15 protein-coding genes are annotated in these 19,975 nt (G+C 52.9%); 5 read left to right on the top strand and 10 right to left on the bottom strand.

Features of this window, described 5'->3' with window-relative positions; genetic code table 11:
- Positions 1–5: 5 nt before the first annotated feature.
- Genes DEV76_RS10015 through DEV76_RS10035 form a run of 5 tightly spaced genes read right to left on the bottom strand, consistent with a single transcriptional unit; the run spans position 6 to position 6,170 of the window.
- The gene (locus tag DEV76_RS10015) at positions 6–1,433 is read right to left on the bottom strand and encodes a DHA2 family efflux MFS transporter permease subunit (protein ID WP_109697770.1); all 1,428 of its coding nucleotides are present in this window, start codon (positions 1,431–1,433) and stop codon (positions 6–8) included.
- Complete coding sequence (locus DEV76_RS10020; RefSeq protein ID WP_109697771.1) at positions 1,411–2,571, bottom strand: ABC transporter permease; 1,161 nt, start codon at positions 2,569–2,571, stop codon at positions 1,411–1,413. The genes DEV76_RS10015 and DEV76_RS10020 overlap by 23 nt, the downstream gene beginning before the upstream one ends.
- Positions 2,546–3,730 (bottom strand): ABC transporter permease, encoded by a 1,185-nt coding sequence (locus DEV76_RS10025; protein ID WP_109697772.1) that lies wholly within the window; start codon positions 3,728–3,730, stop codon positions 2,546–2,548. Before DEV76_RS10025 ends, DEV76_RS10020 begins: the two co-directional genes overlap by 26 nt.
- On the bottom strand, positions 3,727–4,716 hold the full coding sequence (locus tag DEV76_RS10030) for an HlyD family secretion protein (protein ID WP_109697773.1): 990 nt from the start codon (positions 4,714–4,716) through the stop codon (positions 3,727–3,729). The genes DEV76_RS10025 and DEV76_RS10030 overlap by 4 nt, the downstream gene beginning before the upstream one ends.
- Entirely contained in the window at positions 4,713–6,170 is a 1,458-nt protein-coding gene (locus DEV76_RS10035; protein ID WP_109697774.1) for a TolC family protein, read from the bottom strand. The genes DEV76_RS10030 and DEV76_RS10035 overlap by 4 nt, the downstream gene beginning before the upstream one ends.
- Before the next feature lie 113 nt (positions 6,171–6,283).
- Between DEV76_RS10035 and DEV76_RS10040 the strand changes: the two genes are divergently transcribed.
- Entirely contained in the window at positions 6,284–6,703 is a 420-nt protein-coding gene (locus tag DEV76_RS10040; RefSeq protein WP_157962810.1) for a hypothetical protein, read from the top strand.
- Between the two features lie 400 nt (positions 6,704–7,103).
- Here the strand turns inward: DEV76_RS10040 and DEV76_RS10045 are convergent, their stop codons facing one another.
- From DEV76_RS10045 to DEV76_RS10055, 3 genes are all read right to left on the bottom strand, one after another.
- Complete coding sequence (locus DEV76_RS10045) at positions 7,104–10,025, bottom strand: FAD-binding and (Fe-S)-binding domain-containing protein (protein ID WP_109697776.1); 2,922 nt, start codon at positions 10,023–10,025, stop codon at positions 7,104–7,106.
- Between the two features lie 97 nt (positions 10,026–10,122).
- Positions 10,123–11,028, bottom strand: a complete 906-nt coding sequence (locus DEV76_RS10050) for a DUF72 domain-containing protein (RefSeq protein WP_109697777.1) — start codon at positions 11,026–11,028, stop codon at positions 10,123–10,125.
- A 32-nt stretch (positions 11,029–11,060) separates the two neighbouring features.
- On the bottom strand, positions 11,061–11,573 hold the full coding sequence (locus tag DEV76_RS10055; protein ID WP_109697778.1) for a DinB family protein: 513 nt from the start codon (positions 11,571–11,573) through the stop codon (positions 11,061–11,063).
- 128 nt (positions 11,574–11,701) lie between these two features.
- Here DEV76_RS10055 and DEV76_RS10060 point away from each other — a divergent pair, with 128 nt between their 5' ends.
- From DEV76_RS10060 to DEV76_RS10075, 4 genes are all read left to right on the top strand, one after another.
- Positions 11,702–12,178 carry an HAD domain-containing protein gene (locus tag DEV76_RS10060; protein WP_109697779.1) on the top strand — a complete coding sequence of 159 codons (477 nt, stop codon included), beginning with the start codon at positions 11,702–11,704 and terminating at the stop codon, positions 12,176–12,178.
- Positions 12,179–12,308: 130 nt separating this feature from the next.
- Entirely contained in the window at positions 12,309–13,730 is a 1,422-nt protein-coding gene (locus DEV76_RS10065; RefSeq protein WP_109697780.1) for a glycogen synthase, read from the top strand.
- 11 nt (positions 13,731–13,741) lie between these two features.
- Positions 13,742–15,013: a glucose-1-phosphate adenylyltransferase gene (locus tag DEV76_RS10070; RefSeq protein ID WP_109697781.1), complete on the top strand. Its 1,272-nt coding sequence runs from the start codon at positions 13,742–13,744 to the stop codon at positions 15,011–15,013.
- Positions 15,014–15,045: 32 nt separating this feature from the next.
- The gene (locus DEV76_RS10075; RefSeq protein WP_109697782.1) at positions 15,046–16,509 is read left to right on the top strand and encodes a glycoside hydrolase family 130 protein; all 1,464 of its coding nucleotides are present in this window, start codon (positions 15,046–15,048) and stop codon (positions 16,507–16,509) included.
- Here the strand turns inward: DEV76_RS10075 and DEV76_RS10080 are convergent.
- The gene (locus DEV76_RS10080; RefSeq protein ID WP_109697783.1) at positions 16,506–17,555 is read right to left on the bottom strand and encodes a glycosyltransferase family 4 protein; all 1,050 of its coding nucleotides are present in this window, start codon (positions 17,553–17,555) and stop codon (positions 16,506–16,508) included. The two genes, DEV76_RS10075 and DEV76_RS10080, sit on opposite strands and share 4 nt — an antisense overlap.
- Complete coding sequence (locus DEV76_RS10085; protein WP_109697784.1) at positions 17,556–19,829, bottom strand: glycosyltransferase family 4 protein; 2,274 nt, start codon at positions 19,827–19,829, stop codon at positions 17,556–17,558.
- Between the last annotated feature and the right edge of the window lie 146 nt (positions 19,830–19,975).

Genomic DNA, 19,975 nt, shown 5'->3' on the forward strand with positions numbered 1-19,975 from the left:
CCAAATTACGGAATTTTTGCGGTTGCCGGGGTATGCTGCTGTGCCCTGCGGTTAGAGATAAAGAGTGCAGGAACCACCGCCAGCACAAGCAAAGCCGCAGATATATTAAAACTATATTGTAAGGCCAGATGCTCGGCGCCCGTTTCGCTATATCCCTGTCCAAGGTAATAATCGCCCACCTGCTGATGCACGACCGATAATATGGCCACACCGATAGCCCCTGCTACCTGCAGCACAAGATTATTGAGGGAAGATGCCTGCGTAAGCAGCGGGCGCGGCACGGCATTCACCGTAGCCACGGTAACGGGCGTCATGAGGCATCCCAGCCCCAGGCCGCGGATAAGCATGGCAGTAACAATAAACGTAACACTGCTGCCCACATCCATCCGCCCGAAAAGCACCATGGTTACCGATAATAAAAGCAGTCCCACAATTGCGATACCCCTTGGACTATGATGATCTACCCAATTCCCCGCCAATGGCATCATGATGGCAAGGGTTACTGACGCCGGCAGCAGCAGCATACCGGCATTCATCTCGGAGAAATGCATATGCCGCTGCAGTAGGAAGGGCAGGAGGAACACCCCGCCAAACAGCGCCGCAGAGCGTACGGCGGTCACCATCAGGGCCGATACAAAAGGCCAGTTACGGAAAATGCGGATATCATAAATACCATCCCGCCGGTTGCGTTCCCAAAGTATAAAGAATACCAGTGCCAGCACGGCCACTGTGAAGTAAGCGATAAAACCATACAGCGTGGTACTGTCTTTCTCCAGCCGGGATATCTCTAACTGCAGCGTTACCAGGAATGTGGTAAGCAGCGCAAACCCCGGCGTGTCGAAACGCTGTTTCGTTTTTTCCTGTCCGCGCATGAAGCCGAGGTAGTAATAACACATCACGAGTGTAACAACACCTATGGGCACGTTGATCCAGAAGATGGAAGGCCAGCCCAGATGTTCGGTGAGTATCCCGCCCAGCGTAGGCCCGAGGGCAGGCCCTAACACTACGCCAAAGCCCCACCAGCCCATCATCTTCCCCCTGATCTCCGGCGGAAATATATAAGTGAGCATGGCCAGCACGGTAGGCTGCAATGCGCCCCCGCCAATGGCCTGTATTACACGGCTGGCTACCAGTCCTTCGAGGGTGTCAGACAAACTGCAGAGTAACGAGCCGATGGTAAATATGCTTAAACTGGCCACGTAGAGATTAAAGAACCCGATGCGGTTCTTCAGCCAGTTGGTAAGTGGCATGAACACGGAAAAGGCCATCATATAGGCCGTTACCACCCATTGCACCTCATCCATCCTGCTGCCGAACTGATCCTGCATTATGGGCAGGGAGATGTTGACGATGGAACTGTCGAGCGAGGCCATGATGGTCCCGAGCATGAGGGTAATGAGTATGCCGCCTTTAGACCGCATGGGCGATGGCATTGCGTTTTTCCAGCCGCCGCATCTTCCACAGGCAAATGGCGGTGTAGAAGAACCAGAGGGCCGATAAGTGATACAGATCCTGCACCCTGTCTGTAATATGTGCCCCCTGCTGCACAATGCCCTGGTACAGGCCAAGGAACGGGGTTATGGGCAGCATGTACGACACGGCTTTCACCAGTGGCGGCATCTCAGACAGTGGCCAGCTGTAGCCGGTGATGAGGAAGATGGGATAAGTGGAAAACACCATGAGCTGCGTGGCCAGCAGTTGTGATTTAGACAGCAGGCCAATAAAAATCCCCATGGGTATAAGCGACAGCAGGAATATAACGGTAATAAGCGCCAGCTCCCACCCGCTGCCGAGTATCTCCAATTCCAGTACCTGGAAGTTCACGGTGAGGAAGAAGTAAGCGTATGCGCAAAAGAGGAAGAAATAGAACATCCCTTTACCCCAGAGGGCAGTAGATGCATTCCCGCCGGCCATCTGCATCCATTCGGAGAGGGTACCGCGCTGTCTTTCCGCTGCGGAGCCGCCTGCCAGTCCTATAAGCAGTGTTTGCTGCAATATCATGGCAATGAGGCCGGGGAGGAGGAAGGTGCCGTAATCGGAGCGGCTGTTAAACATAGGGCGGTAATCAATATTTACAGGCATCACTTCCTGCATGCTGGCTTCGGTGTTCATGCCTTTCTTTTGCAGGTATTGCAGCCTTACGCCCGCGCCCACGGTAAGTCCGATTTGTGTAATAGCACCCGCCACTTCGCTGGAAGGCAGGAAGCGCGCGGCATTCACCGCCAGCACCATGTTAGCCTGCTGCAGGGAGAGCACTTTTTGCTCCAGTCCTTTTTCGATATACAGAAACCCCTGGGTATGGCCGTGGTACATGCTTTCCTTCGCTGCTTCGAGGTTGGTGCGCAGTACCACGTTCACCATCTGTGAATTATCGATCTGGGTGATGAGTGTTTGAGAAAGACCGGTACGGTCTTCATCCACCACCGCAATGGGCACTTCTTCTTCGGCTTTGTACTGGTAAATGCTGCCGTAGAAGAACACGTATACCAGCGGCGCTAGCAGCAGTGTCAATATCAGGCTGTGATCGGCAGCCACTCTCTTTACTTCACGCAGCAGTAAGCGGAACAGCATGGGCCTGAATTTTATGTAGCCGTTTCTGTAAGAAGAACACGGCAATGAAGAATGTAAAACCTATGAACAGTAGGAGCCGCAACGCTTCCGGCGTGGCGTAGCGCAGGGGCAGCTCCATGAAATACAGTTTGAAGAACGCATCGAGGAAAGGCGTATACGGCATGATGGCGGCATAATACTGATCGTACCAGGGCATGCCCCAGCGCGGAAAGGTGAACCCGCTGAACACAAAGGCGGGCGATGTATAAAAGATGCCGAAATCCAGCGCCAGCATAGTATCCAGCATAATGACAGATACCATGGCGCCGATACCGATACATGCGAGCGCCATAAGGTTGTACATCACAAACAGGTTCCACCACGTACCGGGATGGTATAGTGAAAACACGGGAAATATCACTCCGAATACCAGCACGAAATTGACCCAAGAGGCCATGAGGTGCGCAATGGTTTTACCGGTAAACACAATGCCTGCATTGCCTTTTCCCATTTGAGCCATTTCATGCGCCGTGCCTTCTTCCCATTCTTTATTGAACATCAGCACCGCCACCATAATGATCATCATCATCATGGCCACGGTAACCAGGCCGGGAACGAGATATGTCTGATAATTGTAGGTAGGGTTGTAGAGCGTAAACAGTTCAAGGCTTACAGGCATAATAAGCGCCATGGCCTTACCTTCGTTCATCCCTGTTTTCATAAACTTCTGCAGGTTAACGCCCGACCCTGCCGTGATGATAACGGTAGATGCATCTTTATACACCAGCTTACTGGGAATGAGCGCGGAAGCATTGGTGTACACTGCTACTTTCACGGGATGCCTGCTTTTGATATCCCTTTCCATGCCTTGGGGGAAATGCACGGCGCCGATGATCTTTTTTTCCTGCATGAGCTGCCGCAGCTCGGTTTCGCTGTGAACAGACTGTGTAATATGGATGCTGGGAGTTTGTTCCAGCAGGAAAGTGATCTGGCGGGAAACGGGGGAGCGGTCGTCGTCCCAGATAGCAACGGGGAGGTCTTCCGCCTGTTGTTTATCGAAGATGAGAGCGTAGAAGAAGAACAGGAATGCGGGCATCACCAGCAGCACGATGTAATGATCTTTCCGGGTGAGGATGCGCTTCCATTCCCTTAACGCTATTTGTGCGATGGCGCGGATCATGGCGTAAGCAGGGATGCGGTCATACCCGGCCGCAGGCCCTGTATGGCGGTGACGTTAACAGGTTTCATCTCGATGGTGAAGGTGCGCAGTTCGAATGCTCCCTTTTCTTTCGTGGGTACCCAGTTGGCAAACTCAAGCGAGGGCGCCACGGAGGATACCTGCACATCGAACGTTTCCGGATCGCAGCCGGGCACTTTCACCCTGGCTTTGGCGCCCATCTGGTAATCTGCCGCCTTATCCTGCCGGATGTTGAACCGGATAAAATACGACATGTTTTTCTGCAGCGTCATCATAGGGTAGCCAATGCTTACGATCTCACCCTGGTGGATAACGAGGGAAGAGATAATGCCGTCTGCCGGCGCATGGATGCGGGTATTGTCAGTAAGTGCTTTGGTGAGTTCGTAACCCTGCTCCGCCTGTTTGAGGATAGCGGTGGCGGTTTGAATGATCTCGGGCTGGGTGCCTTTTTCCAGCATCTGCTGGTTCAGCCGGGCAATCTCCATTTCCTTTTTAGCCGCCTGGAAGCGGAAGTGAATAATGTCGCGCTCCGTGCCGGATACCACGCTGTCGTTGTACAATCTTTCCATCCGCTCATAAGTTTTACGGGCCAGGTCGTACTGATCCTGCGCAATCTTATACAGGTTACCTGCATTGGTGATGATCTCGGGGCGGGCGCCTTTTTCAAGGAGCTTTACCTGCGACTGTGCCGCTTCTATGGCGGCTTCGGCCTGATTGCGGATGGCATTGATCTCTGTGGTGCGGAGTACGCCCAGCAGCTGCCCTGCCTTAACGGTATCGCCCTGTTCCACGAACAGGGAATCGAGGCGGCCGGGGAACTCGGCGGCCACGTCTACATACGAAGCATCTACCATGCCCAGGAACTGGTTTTCGGATGAGGGCGACTGCCGTATCAGGAACAGCACGGCAATGCCGAGGATCACGACGGGGATGAGCAAAGCCCAGTATTGTGTGAAGAATCTTTTCATTGTATCAGAGCAGTGATTTGTTGTGGTGTTCCAAGAATATTATAGAATTCCGCGGCGGCGATCATATATCCGAAAAGGGCGGTGTAATAGGCTTTTCCCAGCTCTTCTTCCACCAGCAGTGCCTCGTTCACATCTTTCACGGAAGCCAGTTGTTCGGACAGGCGCTCTTCCACCTGACGGGTGGTGAGCTGGGCCTGATCGCGCGCCTGCAGCAGGCTGTGCATATCGCGTTCCAGCACGGTCACCTTGTTGCGGACTACGGTGGCACCGGCTTCCAGCAGGGCCTGGGCGTTAAAAGACGCGATGCGGGCTTCTTCCACAAGCTGCTTCGTGGCTTTCACGCGTTTCTCCCGGGAGAAACCGCTGAAGAGGTTCCATTGCATTTCCACACCTACCAGCCAGGGTGGCGTGGTTACGGGGAGGTCGCGTTGGTAGAGGTTGAGGCTGGCAATACCGAAGATGTTGGGCAGTTGCAGTGAGCGGCTGGCTTTCACGGTGGTTTCAGCCAGCGAGGTTTTGGTATCTACAGCCTTCCATGCCGGGTTGCCCCGCCAGAAGCCCGGAGGTGGCGCAGCTTCAGGGATGCGGGTATACCGCAGGGTATCGCTGATGAGCAGCATGGTATCCTGCGGGAGCTGCATGAGGCGCTTCAGTTCTACCAGTCCATTGATCTTTTCCAGCTCCAGGTTCGACATGCGGCTGCGGGCATAAGTAAGCGCAACGGTAGCCCAGTTGCGTTGGTATGGGGGGATGATCTCATTTTTAACAAGTGAGGTGGCATACCGCTCGTTGCGCTCCATGGCAGTCACGATCCGCGCCTGCGAGGCCATCATGGCATTAATGTAGAGTATTTTGATGTAGGCAACCGTTAAGGCGAAGTCCATCTGCTTTTCCACCAGTTCCAGGTTCACGATGCCGGCATCGTATTCCGCCCGGGCAATATTGCGGGCCGTAGCGAGCTTGCCGCCGAGGTAGATGGGCTGCCGCAGGGCCAGCGCAGCCGTAAAGTAGCTTTGCTTGCTCAGCGGCGGATTGTAATCCGGGTAAAAAGTATTGATGATCTTTTCGGAAGATGAATATACCGCGTCCTGCACGTTTTGCGGCAGATCGTTCCCGGTAATTTCTTTAAAGATGTTGTTGGCAGTGTTAACGCTCTGCCGCGAGGAACCCTCCACAATTCCGTTTTTCACCTGCTGGAGGTTTACTTCGAGCGGCCGGCTCAGGTAATTATACCCTGCCAGGAGATCGATTTTCGGGAAGTAGGTGGCTTCTTCAGCGGCCAGCTGATACTGCCGGGCGTTGAGGGAGCGGCGGGCCTGTTCTACCGCCAGGTTCTTGTGGCGGGCGAGGCGGAAGCAGTCTTCCAGCGTCAGTTCGCCGGATTGTGCGTGGACTGTTCCGGAAACTCCGGCCAGCAAGCATAGGAGCGTAATGCGTAGGGAGGATGGGCTCATAATCCATATTTTAACAGGAAGCCGCCCGCATTTGTTCGTGACACTCACATAATTATGTGGTTGTTTGCTGCCGGGGAACGGTTTAGTTTTGTGCCGGTTAAACCCCCATGTTTATGCTTCGTAACATTTTCGCGCTATGCCTTGTCATGGCCTTTTTTGCGTGCAAAAAGTCCCGTCAGCCGCAACCACAGCATCCCCAACAATATTTACAGGGTACCTGGACGGGCAGGTACGGTTACTCCTACGGTAATGATGAAGGGGACACTACCTTCGGCGGTTATTTCGGATATTTTGAAATGGATTTTGCCCGCAACGGCGATCTGGTGGTGCGTGATATCGGGAACGGACAGACGATGACCGCCAAAGGGCAGTATGAACTGAAGGATAAGAAATTATATGCCCGGTATAAATATATTCAGGGTAACTCCGAATTTTCATTCCGCGCAAATCTGGAACGCCCCGATAGTTTGGGTGGTAAATGGCTGGTAGGGTACGACGGCCCCACCGGTGGAGAATTCTACCTCAAAAAGTAAAATCCATACTGAAGTAATAACAAGCCCCGTAAAATGCCCTTGCCGCTTTTACGGGGCTTTTCTATTTGAAACCGATTTGGTCTTGATCTGCTATCGTTTTACACTGATGTTTAGAAAATCCTGAAATGGGTTTACAGGTAAAAACAGAAATGCCTGGTATACAGGAATATCAACCTTAGTGTTAATATCGTATCGGAATGCCTACTGACATCCTCCTGCCATCCTCCATCCATCCTCCATCCACGGCCAGCAAAATCAAGGGTTTGCTATAGGTTGGATGGAGGATGGATGGAGGATGGATGAAGGAAGACTGTAAGTTGATTGATAATGAACTAATTGAGAAAGGCACCGTTACAGGGCTGTAACGATGCCTATGATAGTATATTAATTGAAATTAGGGCTATGCTAATGCATCATAGAGTATTTCCACGGGGTGCAAGGCATGAGCGCCGGTTCCGTCTTTGATCTGGTGCCGGCAGCTGGTACCGGGTGCTGCTATGAGCGACTGATTACCTGCTTTACGCACTGCCGGGAAGAGCACCAGCTCCCCAATGTTCATTGACACTTCGTAGTGCTCTTTTTCATATCCGAAAGAACCCGCCATGCCACAGCATCCGGAAGGGATCACATCTACGGTGTAGCCTTTAGGCAGACTGAGGATCTTTTTACTGTGAAGCACCGATGAAAGCGCCTTTTGCTGGCAGTGGCCATGCAGTTTGATGTTCTGCTCCCCGGCACGGAACTGGCCGCTGTGGATAGCGCCTTTGTCCACCTCCATGGCGAGGAACTCATCTATGAGGAACACGTTTTTAGCAAGGGTTTTTGCTTTGTCGCGCAGGGCATCGCCCACCAGGTCGGGGTACTCATCCCGGAAGGTAAGGATGGCGCTGGGCTCAATACCTACAAGCGGAGCATCGGCAGTAACGATATCACCGAAAAGCGACACGTTTTTCTCCGCAAATACTTTCGCCTGGCGCAGGAAGCCTTTAGACAGCAGGGCGCGTGCACTCTCCGGATGGTCTACCGGCGTAACGTCGTATCCCAGCTTCCGCAGCAGCTGAACGGCTTTGATGCCCACATGGGTATCGTTGTAATTGGTGAACTCGTCGCAAAAGAGGTACACTTTCTTTCCGCCGGAAGCCGGAGCCGGGTTACGGCGCAGCCATTTGCGAAGCGTGGTACTTTGCAGGGTAGGCATGGAACGTGCCGGGGCAAAGCCACTGAGCTTCTTTATGAAAGTAGATGTGGCTTTGTTTTTTACCAGGAAATTGTAGATACCGGGCGCAATGGCAGCCAGCGCATTGAGGCGCGAGAAGTTACCGATCATCCTGGCGCGGAGAGGAACGCCGTTGGCATCGTAATAATGCTGGAGGAACTCCATCTTCAGCTTGGCCACGTCTACGTTAGACGGGCATTCGCCCTTGCAGCCCTTACAGGCAAGGCAAAGGTCGAGCACGTCATATATCTCCTCATGATCAAATTTATTCTCTTTGGTGCTGTTGGTCAGGAACTCGCGCAGGATGTTGGCCCTGGCGCGGGTGGTATCCTTCTCATTGCGGGTAGCCATATAACTGGGGCACATGGTGCCGCCGGAAAGGTGCGTTTTGCGGCAGTCGCCCGAGCCGTTACACTGCTCTGCATGCTGCAGGATGGTTTGCTCGGGGAAGTGGAATACCGTTTTGATATCCGGTGCCTTTTTGCCCGGTTCGTACCGCAGGAAGGAGTTCATAGACGGGGTGTCTACGATCTTATGCGGGTTGAAGATATTCTCAGGGTCCCAGGTGTATTTCAGCTGGCGGAGCAATTCGTAGTTACGTGCGCCGATCATTTGCTGTATGAACTCACCACGCAGCCTGCCGTCGCCATGCTCACCGCTGAGGGAACCATGGAACTTCTTCACCAGCGTGGCAATTTCTTCGGCGATGGTACGGAAGAGCTGGTTGCCTTCTTCCGTTTTAAGATTGATGATAGGCCTGAGGTGGATCTCACCACTGCCCGCATGGGCGTAGTGAACGGCGTAGAGGTCGTATTTCTTCAGGATCTCATTAAACTCCGCGATGAACTCCGGCAGATCGTCTACCGCCACGGCGGTATCCTCTATCACGGGAACGGCTTTTTCATCGCCGGGGAGGTTGCTGAGCAGGCCGAGGCCCGCTTTGCGAAGGGTCCAGATCTTCTTGGTATCCTCCCCGAACAGGAGGGGGAAGTGGTAACCGAGCCCTGCCGCCAGCATATCAGCCTTCACCTGTTCGGTGATAGCCGTGATTTCTTCGCGGGTATTGCGGCAGAATTCCACCACGAGGATGGCGCCGGGATCGCCCTGAACGAAGAAGCGGTTTTTACTTTGCTCGATGTTATCCTTGGTGCATTCGAGAATGAAGTGGTCGATCAGTTCGCTGGCGCTGGGTTTGTAGCGCATAGCGATGATATTGGCCCTGAGGGATTCGTCGATGGTATTGAAATGCACACACAGCAGCCCGGTTTCTTTGGGCGGCAGCGGCACTATGTTCAGCTTGATCTCTGTCAGGAATGCCAGGGTGCCTTCAGACCCTGCAATGAGCTTGCAGAAGTTGAAATCCTCTTTACCGGCAGTAAAAGGGGCGGATTCGAGCAGCAGATCAATGGCATATCCGGTATTACGACGGAGGATCTCCGGCTTGGGGAACTCCTTCCGGATTTCTTCCTGGTTGCCGGCATTGCCGAGGATGGTTCGGATCTGTTTGTATACTGCCGTTTCCAGCCTGCCGTCGTTGGCTTCGCAGCGGGCATGGAACTCGTCAGGGGAGAGCGTCCCGAAGGTGGCATCCGACCCGTCGCTGAGGATGGCCTTCACTTCCAGCAGGTGCTCGCGGGTACTGCCGTACACCACGGAGTTGGAGCCGCAGGAGTTATTGCCCACCATCCCGCCGATCATAGCACGGTTGGCGGTGGAAGTTTCCGGACCGAAGTAGAAACCATAAGGTTTGAGGAACATGTTCAGCTCGTCGCGGATAACGCCGGGCTGCACGCGCACCCATTTTTCTTCCGTATTGATTTCGAGGATTTGGGTGAAGGTGCGGGATACATCGGTGATGATGCCGTTACCCACTACCTGTCCTGCGAGAGAGGTGCCTGCGGTGCGGGGGATCAGGGAGGTTTTATGCTGCCGTGCGAAGCGGATCAGTGTTTTAAGATCGGATTCATCGGCTGGGATAGCTACTGCCAGGGGCATTTCGCGGTAAGCGGATGCGTCCGTGGCATAGAGGGTCCGCATGGTATCGTCGGTATACAGTTCGCCTTTCAGTTCCTGGCCTAGCTGTAAAAGCTCGTCTCGCTTGATCATGAATGCGAAATTAATACATTGCCCGGAGCATTAAAAGCACGGAATATTTGCTTTTATGACAGGGATCGCCTGAGGGGGCGGCTGCCGGGGGATTTCCTTAGAAAAGGGTATTCTCCTTAAAGCTCTTCGGCTTACGGATATCCAGGCCGGGGAAGCCCTCCAGCCGCTCTGCAAAATAGGAGGCCAGCTCGGTAACCCCGTCGTCGTTATGCTGGTGGATGAACACATAGGCTTCTTCCAGCCCGTTTTCCAGCCAGAAATGAAGCCGGTTGATCCAATCGTCCGCCCGCTGGAAATCCGTTGAATGTAAACTGTTCCCCACAAACCGGATCATGGCCCGGGGCACAGGGAGGTGCATATGCACCACATCCCGGCGGCCGGCAGTGTCAGTGATTATCAGGCCGGTATTGAGCTTGCGGAAAGTGTCAAAAAGAATCTGGCTGTGGTGTGGGTCGGCAAACCAGTCGGGGTGCCGTAGCTCCACGAAAAAGCGCAGGTCCGTTGGCAGGGAGGCCAGGTAGGTAAACAGCTGGTCTTTCCGGGAAGGGCCGTAAGATTCACTGACCTGCAGGAAAATAGGCCCCAGCATATCCCCGAAGGCAAGAACACCTTCCAGGAAGGCCGTAGTGGCTTCGCGGGCGTTCACCAGGCTACTGTAATGACTGATAGACTGTGGCACTTTAGGGCAAAACCTGAAATCCGGGTTTTTGACCTTTTCGGACCAGCCGGCAATAGCATCCGGCCCATAGATCTTGTAATGTGTGGCGTTGAGTTCCACGCTGGCGTAGGACCGGGCGTATTCAGTGAGGAAGTCTTTTTCGCGGGTGCCTTTGGGGAAGATGTCGCCTACCCAGTCTTTACGGTTCCAGGTAGTGCATCCCAGCCTTATAACGGGTTTGGCTGCGGGTTTTCCCGGCAGGGCGCCCTGGTTGAAGGCGGGCTCTGCGGGCAGCTTGAAGTCGGTTTCGTAGAGGAGAGCCTCATCGATCTGGCCAAATTTCATAGCTGCAAATTATGGGATTTGAGGGAAATAAGCTATCCCGCCTTTTTCCCCTGGCTTTGCTCGTAAGTGGGGCCATACAGCCCGGGTACCTTATTGCCGGTAGCGCGTAAATACACAATCATTTCACCACGGTGGTGGTAGATGTGGTTAAAGAGGAAGCTGCGTGCCACAGTGCCGCGTGGTAAAGGCCCCAGAACAGTGTGGCCGCCTGCCTTCATGGTCCAGTTTTCGGTAAGACTTTCTTCTGTAACGCCCTGCAGCGCTTTCCTTGCCAGTTCCACATTCTTTTCGAACAGCTCCCGGGTAGCTTTAATATCTGAAGTGGAGCCGCGCTCCAAATGGTCGGCAGCAATATCATATACCGATTGGGTGAGGGTACCCGTGTACCAGTAGTAAATGGTAGCGATGTGCTGCGCCAGTTCTCCCATCGTCCACGAAGTGGGGGAGGGTTTGTAGCCGAGGTCTTTTTCAGGAACAGCATCGAGGAGTTTACGGGTGCTGGTTACTTCCTGTTCGAATTCAGCGAGTAGGGCCTGGATAATCATAAGAATGGTTTTATGCAGTTAATTTATGATTTTTCTAAACGCGAAATACTGTGCCAGATTTATTATGATTGTTTACTGTAATGTGTTTGCGGTGATAATTTGATTAAATTGGTTCTATTACTATTACTATGCAGAAGTTCATTTTACTGGATATAGATGGAGTGATGGTTCCTGCTTCCGGATGGAAGCCGGTTGCTATTCATGCAGATGGATTTTACCAGTTCAGTCAAATAGCTCAGCGCAGCCTGGAGTGGCTGTTGGGGGAAACCAATTCAACCATTATTTTAACTACTACACATAGAACGCGATATTCCAGTATCGAATGGAAAGAACTACTGAGCAGGAGATTTCAGGCAGTGAACGAAGTACTAACGCTGGATGATTCCTGTAACCAGCCTATACCGCTACGGTTTTCCCGGCTGGATGATGTGGTAAAATGGGTACACATACATGGTAATGCCAGTTATGTAATACTAGACGATGATTCATCATTACATGCCCTCCCTGACAATATTAAAACCCACTGGGTTAAAACATTCCCCAATATCGGCCTCAACACAGAAGCCGCAGAAAAGGCATTGGAAATACTCCATGCTGCGGTTTAAAATAACAACATGTTTCCGCAATCCACTATCACCCCGTATAGCCCGCTGTTCCAACTAACTTTCCTGATCTTCATATTTTTATGCACGTTTCCTTTGTAATGTGAAGTTTACGGATTAAATTATAATCAGTATGGAAATATTGCACGTCAGCGCGGAATGTTACCCGGCCGCCAAGGTAGGTGGTCTGGCGGATGTAGTGGGTGCGCTCCCCAAATACCAGACGCAGGAAGGGGCCATCGCCAAAGTGGTGATCCCGGCTTACAGGAACGCTTTCCGCGAAAGCGGGAAGTACAGCTTTGAGCTTGTGCATCAGGGCGGGCTGTGGCTGGGGCACGACTGGTTTCACTTCAACGTTTGGAAGGAAAGCGCCAACGCACTGGGCTTCGATTTCTACCAGGTCGATATTCCCGGCCTGCTGGATACCCCCAACGTGTACGGTTATGCCAATGATACCGAAAGGTTCCTGGCTTTCCAGATCGCTGTGCTGGAATGGCTGAGTGAATGGCAACATCAGCCAGATATCATCCATTGCCACGATCATCACACCGGCCTGATCCCATTTCTGCTGCAATACGGCCGCAAGTACAGCGGCATGCAGCATATCCCTGCCGTGCTCACCATTCACAATGCCCAGTACCAGGGGCAGTTCGGCTGGGATAAACTATACCTCATCCCATCGTTCGACCTCTGGAAAAGCGGGCTGCTCGACTGGAACGGTGCCATCAATCCCTTGGCATCGGCCATCAAATGCGCCTGGCGGATCAACACCGTATCGCCCAGTTATATGGAAGAGTTGTACCATTCAGCCAACGGGCTGGAAGGGCTGCTGAATACCGAAAGGTCGAAAGCCCGGGGTATCCTGAACGGTATCGACGATGCCGTATGGGACCCTTCGGCAGACCCCATGCTTACTACGAACTTTGGCATTAAAGACATGACCAAGGGAAAGAAGGCCAATAAACAGGCCCTCTGCGAAGAATTCAAACTCGATCCCGCACTGCCGCTGTTCGTGTTCATCGGGCGGCTGGTAGGCGATAAAGGGGCTGATTACATCCCTGAAGCCGTAGGGCGCACCATGTTCGAAAACCCTGGCAGCTTCAATTGCCTGGTACTTGGCAGCGGAGATGCGCATATTGAATGGCTGATGCAACAGGCGCGGCATATGCATGCTGAACACTTTGGCGTGTATATCGGTTATAACGAAACGCTCAGTCACCGGATGTACGCCGGGGCAGACTTCCTGCTGATGCCTTCGCGTGTGGAGCCCTGCGGTCTGAACCAGATGTACGCCATGCGCTATGGCACTATTCCCATCGTACGCAGTACGGGTGGCCTCCGCGATACCGTCACCGATTTCGGGGACGAAGGAGGTACCGGCGTACGGTTTTTCCAGCCCACAGCGGGCGATCTCCACCACGCCATCGGAAGGGCGCTGGAGCTTTATGGCACCAAAACTAATTTCAATAAAATCAGAAAAACGGGTATGCAGCAAGACCATTCGTGGAACAAAGCCGCCCGGCAATACATGGACCTTTATACCAGCCTCACATAAATCTGAACGTTATGTCTAACGAAGTGATCTCGATCATCCTTGGCGGGGGCGCAGGAACCCGCCTGTATCCCCTGACCCGCAGCCGCTCCAAACCCGCTGTTCCGGTAGCCGGCAAGTACCGACTTGTCGATATTCCTATCTCCAACTGCCTGAATGCCGACCTGCACCGTATTTTTGTGCTGACGCAGTTTAACTCCGCGTCGCTGAACCAGCATATTAAAAACACGTACCATTTCAGTCATTTCAGCAAGGCATTTGTAGACATCCTGGCAGCAGAGCAGACGCCTGACAATCCTACCTGGTTCCAGGGCACGGCTGATGCCGTTAGGCAAACCATCCGCCACCTCGAGAACTACGATTACAAGTACATCCTCATCCTCTCGGGCGATCAGTTGTACCAGATGGATTTCCGGGAAATGATCAATAACCATATTGAGAAGGGGGCGGATATATCTATTGCCACTATTCCTGTGCATGCCCGCGAGGCTACTGATTTCGGTATTCTCAAAACCGATGAGGAAAACTTCATTTCCGCTTTCATCGAAAAGCCGAAGAAAGACCTGCTGCCCGACTGGACCTCGGATACCGGCCCGGAAATGGAACGTGCCGGCCGTAACTACCTTGCCTCCATGGGTATTTACATTTTCAACAAGGGCCTGTTGTACGAACTGCTTACCCAGCAGCCCGATGCCACGGATTTCGGGAAGGAGATCATCCCCAATTCCATCGGTGAGCGCAAGGTACTCAGCTATCAGTACGAAGGCTACTGGACCGATATCGGGAATATCTCTTCCTTCTTCGAAGCCAACCTGGAACTGACAGACGATATCCCCCAGTTCAATCTTTTCGACGACGCCAAAACCATCTTCTCCCGCGCACGCATGCTGCCGCCCGCGAAGATATCAGGCACCACGCTGGAGAAAACGGTGATCGCCGACGGCTGTATCATCAATGCCAGCCGCCTCGAGCGTTGCGTGGTGGGCATCCGTACCCGTATAGGTAAAGGCACTACTATCAGCAATGCATATCTGATGGGGAACGATAAGTACCAGACGCTGGATGAGATCAATCTCGCTAAATCACAAGGCCGCCCGCCCATCGGCATCGGCGACCGCTGTTATATCAACAATGCCATCATCGATAAGAACGCCTGTATCGGGAACGATGTGCGGATCAACGGAGGCAGGCATCTGGAAGATGGTGATTTTGAGAAGTATACGGTGAAGGATGGCATCGTTGTTGTTAAGAAAGGAGCAGTGTTGCCCGACGGCTTTCAGTGTTGATCCGGCGGGCACAGGCTTTAAAAATCAGGCATATGCGCATACCCATCGAACGGCAGAAGACCAAGATTACACCCGACCTTAAACGTGTGGTGGCACGGTTCTTCTTTAATGGTGACGCCCGGGCAAAGGGCGTTATCCTGAAAGTAACTGAGATGTCTGACACGGATGTGGAAGGCGCAATTAATCCTATCCTCCGCGAGTTCTCGCGAAGGCACCGGAACATCACCCGGATCTTTGAGCGGCATGCCGATAAGGTAAAACCCCTCGTAGAAGCACTGGGCCTCGATTTTGAAGGACTGGGCATGAAAAGGAAACTCCTGATCGGGTCTTATTTCACCAACGAGTTTTCCATTGAATCGGCGGCGTTCTTTAACCCGTCTATCGTGGAAGATCCGGACCAGAGCAATCTCGAAGAAGGAGAGAAACGCGTAGTTCTGAGCTTCCGCGCAGTGGGCGAAGGGCACGTGTCATCCATCGTTTTCCGTCAGGCAATTGTGGACCGCGATAACAACGTTACCATTGTTCCGGCGGGGAATTATGTGGACGAACCGGATATAATCCGCAACACAATTTATCAGAAACAGATATTCTTCCAGAACGCAGTCTCCATCCGCCTGCCCGATTCCGTTTTCCGCGAAGTGGCCGCTTCCCTGCCCGATACATTTGATTACGTGGGACTTAAAAAGGTGATCCGGGATATGCAGCAGCGTTACCAGGTAGATCATTTGCTGAAACGCAACCTGGAACGGCTGTTGTGGCTGGCCGACAGCTATTACGAAATCAACTTTTCCCTGGATACTGATATTTCCGACCGGGTGATTTTCCCATATTCCGATGCAGAAAGCAGGGGGATAGAAGATGCCCGTTTCGTGAAATACACCGGCGATACAAGTGGCGTTACCTATTACGCCACCTATACCGCGTTTGATGGAATTACCATCCAGCCAAAGCTCCTGGCCACGAGGGATTTCTATCATTTCAAGATCATGCCGCTGTATGGAGAAGGTGCGCAGAACAAGAACCTGGCGCTCTTTCCCCGGAAGATCAAAGGGAAATACGCCATGATGTCGCGCATCGACGGGATCAACAATTACATCATGTATTCCGATAAGATCAATATCTGGGAAAACCCTGAGATACTTCAAACACCTAAATACCCCTGGGAGTTTGTGCAGATCGGCAATTGCGGCTCACCCATCGAAACACCCGATGGCTGGCTGGTAATCACCCACGGTGTAGGGCCTATGCGTACCTACTGCCTCGGTGCCACACTGCTGGATCTGGAAGATCCCCAGATCGAGATAGGCCGCCTCCGCGAGCCGCTCATCATCCCCAATAAAGACGAACGCGAAGGGTACGTGCCCAACGTCCTCTACAGCTGCGGCGCCCTTATTCATAATGAAGAGCTGCTCATACCATACGGACTGTCTGACTACGCATCCACCTTCGCGACGGTGCATTTAAAAGATCTGCTAAAAAGAGTGAAGGAAGGCTAGCGCAACATTGCGCCGGCCTTTACGCCCGCAGGGCTTGCTTTCCGCAATACGCGTTCGTAAACTGCCAGGTAATCATCTACCATACTATCCACACTAAACCGGGACAATGCCCAGTTGCGGCACTGTTGCCGGTCGATAGCGGCAATATCCGTTACGGCTGCAGCTGCAGTTGCGGCATCCTTTACGAGGTACCCTGTTTCTCCTGATTTAATCAATTCCGGCATAGAGCCACGGTTGTAGGCTATCACGGGTGTTCCGCACATCATGGCCTCAGCCACGCTCAGGCCGAAAGGCTCATCGAAGTAGATGGGATGCAGCAGGGCATAAGCGTTACCTAACAGCCGGTTGCGCTCTTCTGATCCTGCAGCGCCAACATATTGAACACGTTCCCCATCGATATGAGGCGCTATCTGTTCCCGGAAATAAGTTTCGTCCTGTACAATACCTGCCATAATGAGTTTGCGGCCGGTGAGCTGTGCAATGGAGATAGCGTCGTGCGCGCCTTTGTGCGGGTGGAACCTGCCGAAGAATAACAGATAATCTTCCGGCTCAGGCTGGTAATCGAACTGGCGGGGATCAATGCCGTTATACACGGTGGCGGCGTATTGCAGGGCCGGATGCCGGTTGGCTTCGCTGATGGCTACATAATGCGAGATATCGTTATAGCGTTCGAACACGGGTACGATCTTCTCCGAAGAAAAGCCGTGGATGGTAGTAACCATCGGTGTGCGGATGAGGCGGCTGTAAGTAAGGGGGAGGAAATCGAAGTGGTTATGGATGATATCGAATTGATGCGCCTGCTCCATCAGGTTACTGATGTGCATGCATTCCATCACTTTTGCATCAAGGGTACGGTCTTCTTCATACCCCTGCGGACAAACTGCTTCCAGTCTGGCACTCGTGATGGAGTTGGCGGTGGCGAACAACGTAACGTCCAGGCCCCGGTTAACGAGGCCTTCGGCTACGCCGGACGCGATCAGTTCCCATGGCCCGTAGTGCACGGGAGGTGTACGCCAGGCCACGGGGGAGAGGATCGCTATTTTCATTTATCCGATTTTACTGATGATGTTGGTGGAAATGATTGTTGTGCGTACGGGCTTTTCCTGTTTCGGAAGCGCCTCACAGCAGTTAAGCACGGTAAGGTGCGAGATGAAGTACGCCAGCGTTGATTCTGCACCCTGGTTACGGTTAAGTCCTTCGGCAGACAGGCCGTCGCAGCAACCATGTGTTTCATGGTCGTACAGCGGTATGCGAAGCACGTTTTCACCGAGGAACCACTGGTAGCAATGCACCATTTTCTCTAAGTAGGTTGCATCGCCCGTAACAGCATGGGCCTGGCGGTAGAGGAGTACCATGGCCATGGTTTCGATCGCCTGCTGGTCAAATACAGGGCAGGCGCCACCTTCGCAGTGCCAGCCATTGTTGCCCACTGGTGAAAAATAACCATGCACCATGGTGAGGTTTTCCAGGAAGGATAGGCTTTCTAATGCAATTTCGCGCCACCGTTCGTTACCCGTTACTTCAGCCGCATGCAACAAAGCGAGGGGGAGGATGCCGTTGTCGTACGTCATCGACTTCTCATACCAGCGCCATTCCCGGGTGGAATTACGTTCCCAGGCATCGGTCATGGGCAGAACAAGCCGTTCGAGCACATGGAACATACCCTCATCTGCCGGGTGCTGCATCAGATAATGGCATACGCCGATTACTGTGTTGGCGCGGCCGCGCAGGTGCTCCAGCGCATCAAAGTGCTGGATGGAACGGTGGTACAGTTCGTAAGCGAACTCGCGGTAAGAATTGTTGGGGGCAAACCGGATGAGATAGCCCAGTGCCCAGACGGTGCGGCCGAAGGAGTCTTCGGAGCCAACCTCGTCCAGGTACTGACGGCTGAAGCTGAGGAAATTCCGGAAGTTACCCTCCGGTGTTTGCATATAATGGATGAAACTGAGATAAACGGGTAAGAGCTCCGGGCCTTCTTTTCCCTTACGGTATTGCTGCGCCATGAGGAGCATCATCAGTGCCCGGGCATTATCATCCACACAATAGCCCTCTTTCAGATTGGGAATACCGTACTTGGCGTGCTGAACGATACCGGTATCGTCTGTCAGCCGGCGGATGTGGGTAAGGTTAAGCGGAGGTAAAGCCGCTGCGTCGGGCATGGGGGGAGCCAATTGCTTTGGGCGGGGAGTGCTGCGTACTTTCATAGCCAGCTGCAGGTATCTGCCACCCATCCGGCTCCATTGCAGCTCCCGGCCATAGGCGAGCGCGTTTGTTCGGAGTGCCTCCAGTTTAGCCGGCTCGTCGAACAGGGAAAGGATCAGCTGTCCGAGTGCTTCATGCTGTGCAAAGCCGAAAAGCCTGCCACGTCCTTCTGCCAGTAACTCACGGGCATACCAGTAGGGGGTAGACAATACGGCTGCGCCTGCACCCATAGCATAGGTGAGCGTGCCGCTCGTAATCTGTGCCTCACTGAGGTAAGGTGTAACGTATATCTGGCTGCAGGTGAGCCATGCAAACAGGTCATTTTCAGACAGGAACTCGTCGAGGAACATGACATGGTCTTCAACACCCAGGTCTTTTCCCAGTTGTTTTAAACTGTTACGGTATTCCTCACCCGCATGGCGGAGCACAGCGGGATGGGTTTTACCGGCTACCACATACATCACATCCGGGTGGCGCTCTATAACCTGCGGCAGGGCGTTTATAACCGTCTCGATACCTTTATTCCTGCTGAGCAGGCCAAAGGTGAATATCACTTTGCGTTCGCGGAGTGCTTCCGGTACCACCTCGGTACAGATGGTGAGTTTTTCGAAGTCGGGAACACCATGCGGAATGAATGAAATCTTTTCCGCAGGAACTTCATAAATATCTTCAAGGAAAGAAATCGCGAGGCGGCTCATCACGACAACGCGTGCTGCCTGCCGCGATATTTCGCGGACGATGCTTTTCTGTAAATAGGAGGGTGCTTTCAGCACCGTATGGAAAGTGGTAATGAAAGGTACTTTCAGTTTATGGAGGAAAGGGAGGAGGAAGATGCCGCTTTCACCGCCGAAGATGCCGAACTCATGCTGCACTACTACCAGATCAACTCCATTATCATTCACCCAGCTGGCGGCATCCAGGTAATCCTGCATATGGTACTGCCGTACAGTGAAGGTGACTTCGGGCGGGTAGTCATAAACCTGTCCCTCGTCGTTCATGGCTATGACACAAACTTCCGGTGTTGTTTCCTGGCACTTCATGGCCTTGATCAGGTGCTCTGTAAATGTTGCTATTCCGCACTCACGGGGGTAATACGAAGCTATATATGCAATCTTCATAAGATAAATTGTTTTTTCAATGCTATGTGTAGAAAACCGTTCGGGTTAACGTAGATTTTACAAATAGAGCGCCAGATTGTTGTGACAATTCAATCGGGAGGGAGGGGGCTTTGTGATAAGTGGCAGAAATGGCAGTGGGGAAATGT

It is taken from the genome of Chitinophaga deserti (assembly GCF_003149455.1).
In the GTDB taxonomy this organism is placed as follows: domain Bacteria; phylum Bacteroidota; class Bacteroidia; order Chitinophagales; family Chitinophagaceae; genus Chitinophaga; species Chitinophaga deserti.

Excerpts from the sequence above, each read along its gene's own strand:
- DEV76_RS10015 (WP_109697770.1), bottom strand. The coding sequence starts at position 1,433 with ATGCCATCGCCCATGCGGTCTAAAGGCGGCATACTCATTACCCTCATG.
- DEV76_RS10020 (WP_109697771.1), bottom strand. The coding sequence starts at position 2,571 with ATGCTGTTCCGCTTACTGCTGCGTGAAGTAAAGAGAGTGGCTGCCGAT.
- DEV76_RS10025 (WP_109697772.1), bottom strand. The coding sequence starts at position 3,730 with ATGATCCGCGCCATCGCACAAATAGCGTTAAGGGAATGGAAGCGCATC.
- DEV76_RS10030 (WP_109697773.1), bottom strand. The coding sequence starts at position 4,716 with ATGAAAAGATTCTTCACACAATACTGGGCTTTGCTCATCCCCGTCGTG.
- DEV76_RS10035 (WP_109697774.1), bottom strand. The coding sequence starts at position 6,170 with ATGAGCCCATCCTCCCTACGCATTACGCTCCTATGCTTGCTGGCCGGA.
- DEV76_RS10040 (WP_157962810.1), top strand. The coding sequence starts at position 6,284 with ATGCTTCGTAACATTTTCGCGCTATGCCTTGTCATGGCCTTTTTTGCG.
- DEV76_RS10045 (WP_109697776.1), bottom strand. The coding sequence starts at position 10,025 with ATGATCAAGCGAGACGAGCTTTTACAGCTAGGCCAGGAACTGAAAGGC.
- DEV76_RS10050 (WP_109697777.1), bottom strand. The coding sequence starts at position 11,028 with ATGAAATTTGGCCAGATCGATGAGGCTCTCCTCTACGAAACCGACTTC.
- DEV76_RS10055 (WP_109697778.1), bottom strand. The coding sequence starts at position 11,573 with ATGATTATCCAGGCCCTACTCGCTGAATTCGAACAGGAAGTAACCAGC.
- DEV76_RS10060 (WP_109697779.1), top strand. The coding sequence starts at position 11,702 with ATGCAGAAGTTCATTTTACTGGATATAGATGGAGTGATGGTTCCTGCT.
- DEV76_RS10065 (WP_109697780.1), top strand. The coding sequence starts at position 12,309 with ATGGAAATATTGCACGTCAGCGCGGAATGTTACCCGGCCGCCAAGGTA.
- DEV76_RS10070 (WP_109697781.1), top strand. The coding sequence starts at position 13,742 with ATGTCTAACGAAGTGATCTCGATCATCCTTGGCGGGGGCGCAGGAACC.
- DEV76_RS10075 (WP_109697782.1), top strand. The coding sequence starts at position 15,046 with ATGCGCATACCCATCGAACGGCAGAAGACCAAGATTACACCCGACCTT.
- DEV76_RS10080 (WP_109697783.1), bottom strand. The coding sequence starts at position 17,555 with ATGAAAATAGCGATCCTCTCCCCCGTGGCCTGGCGTACACCTCCCGTG.
- DEV76_RS10085 (WP_109697784.1), bottom strand. The coding sequence starts at position 19,829 with ATGAAGATTGCATATATAGCTTCGTATTACCCCCGTGAGTGCGGAATA.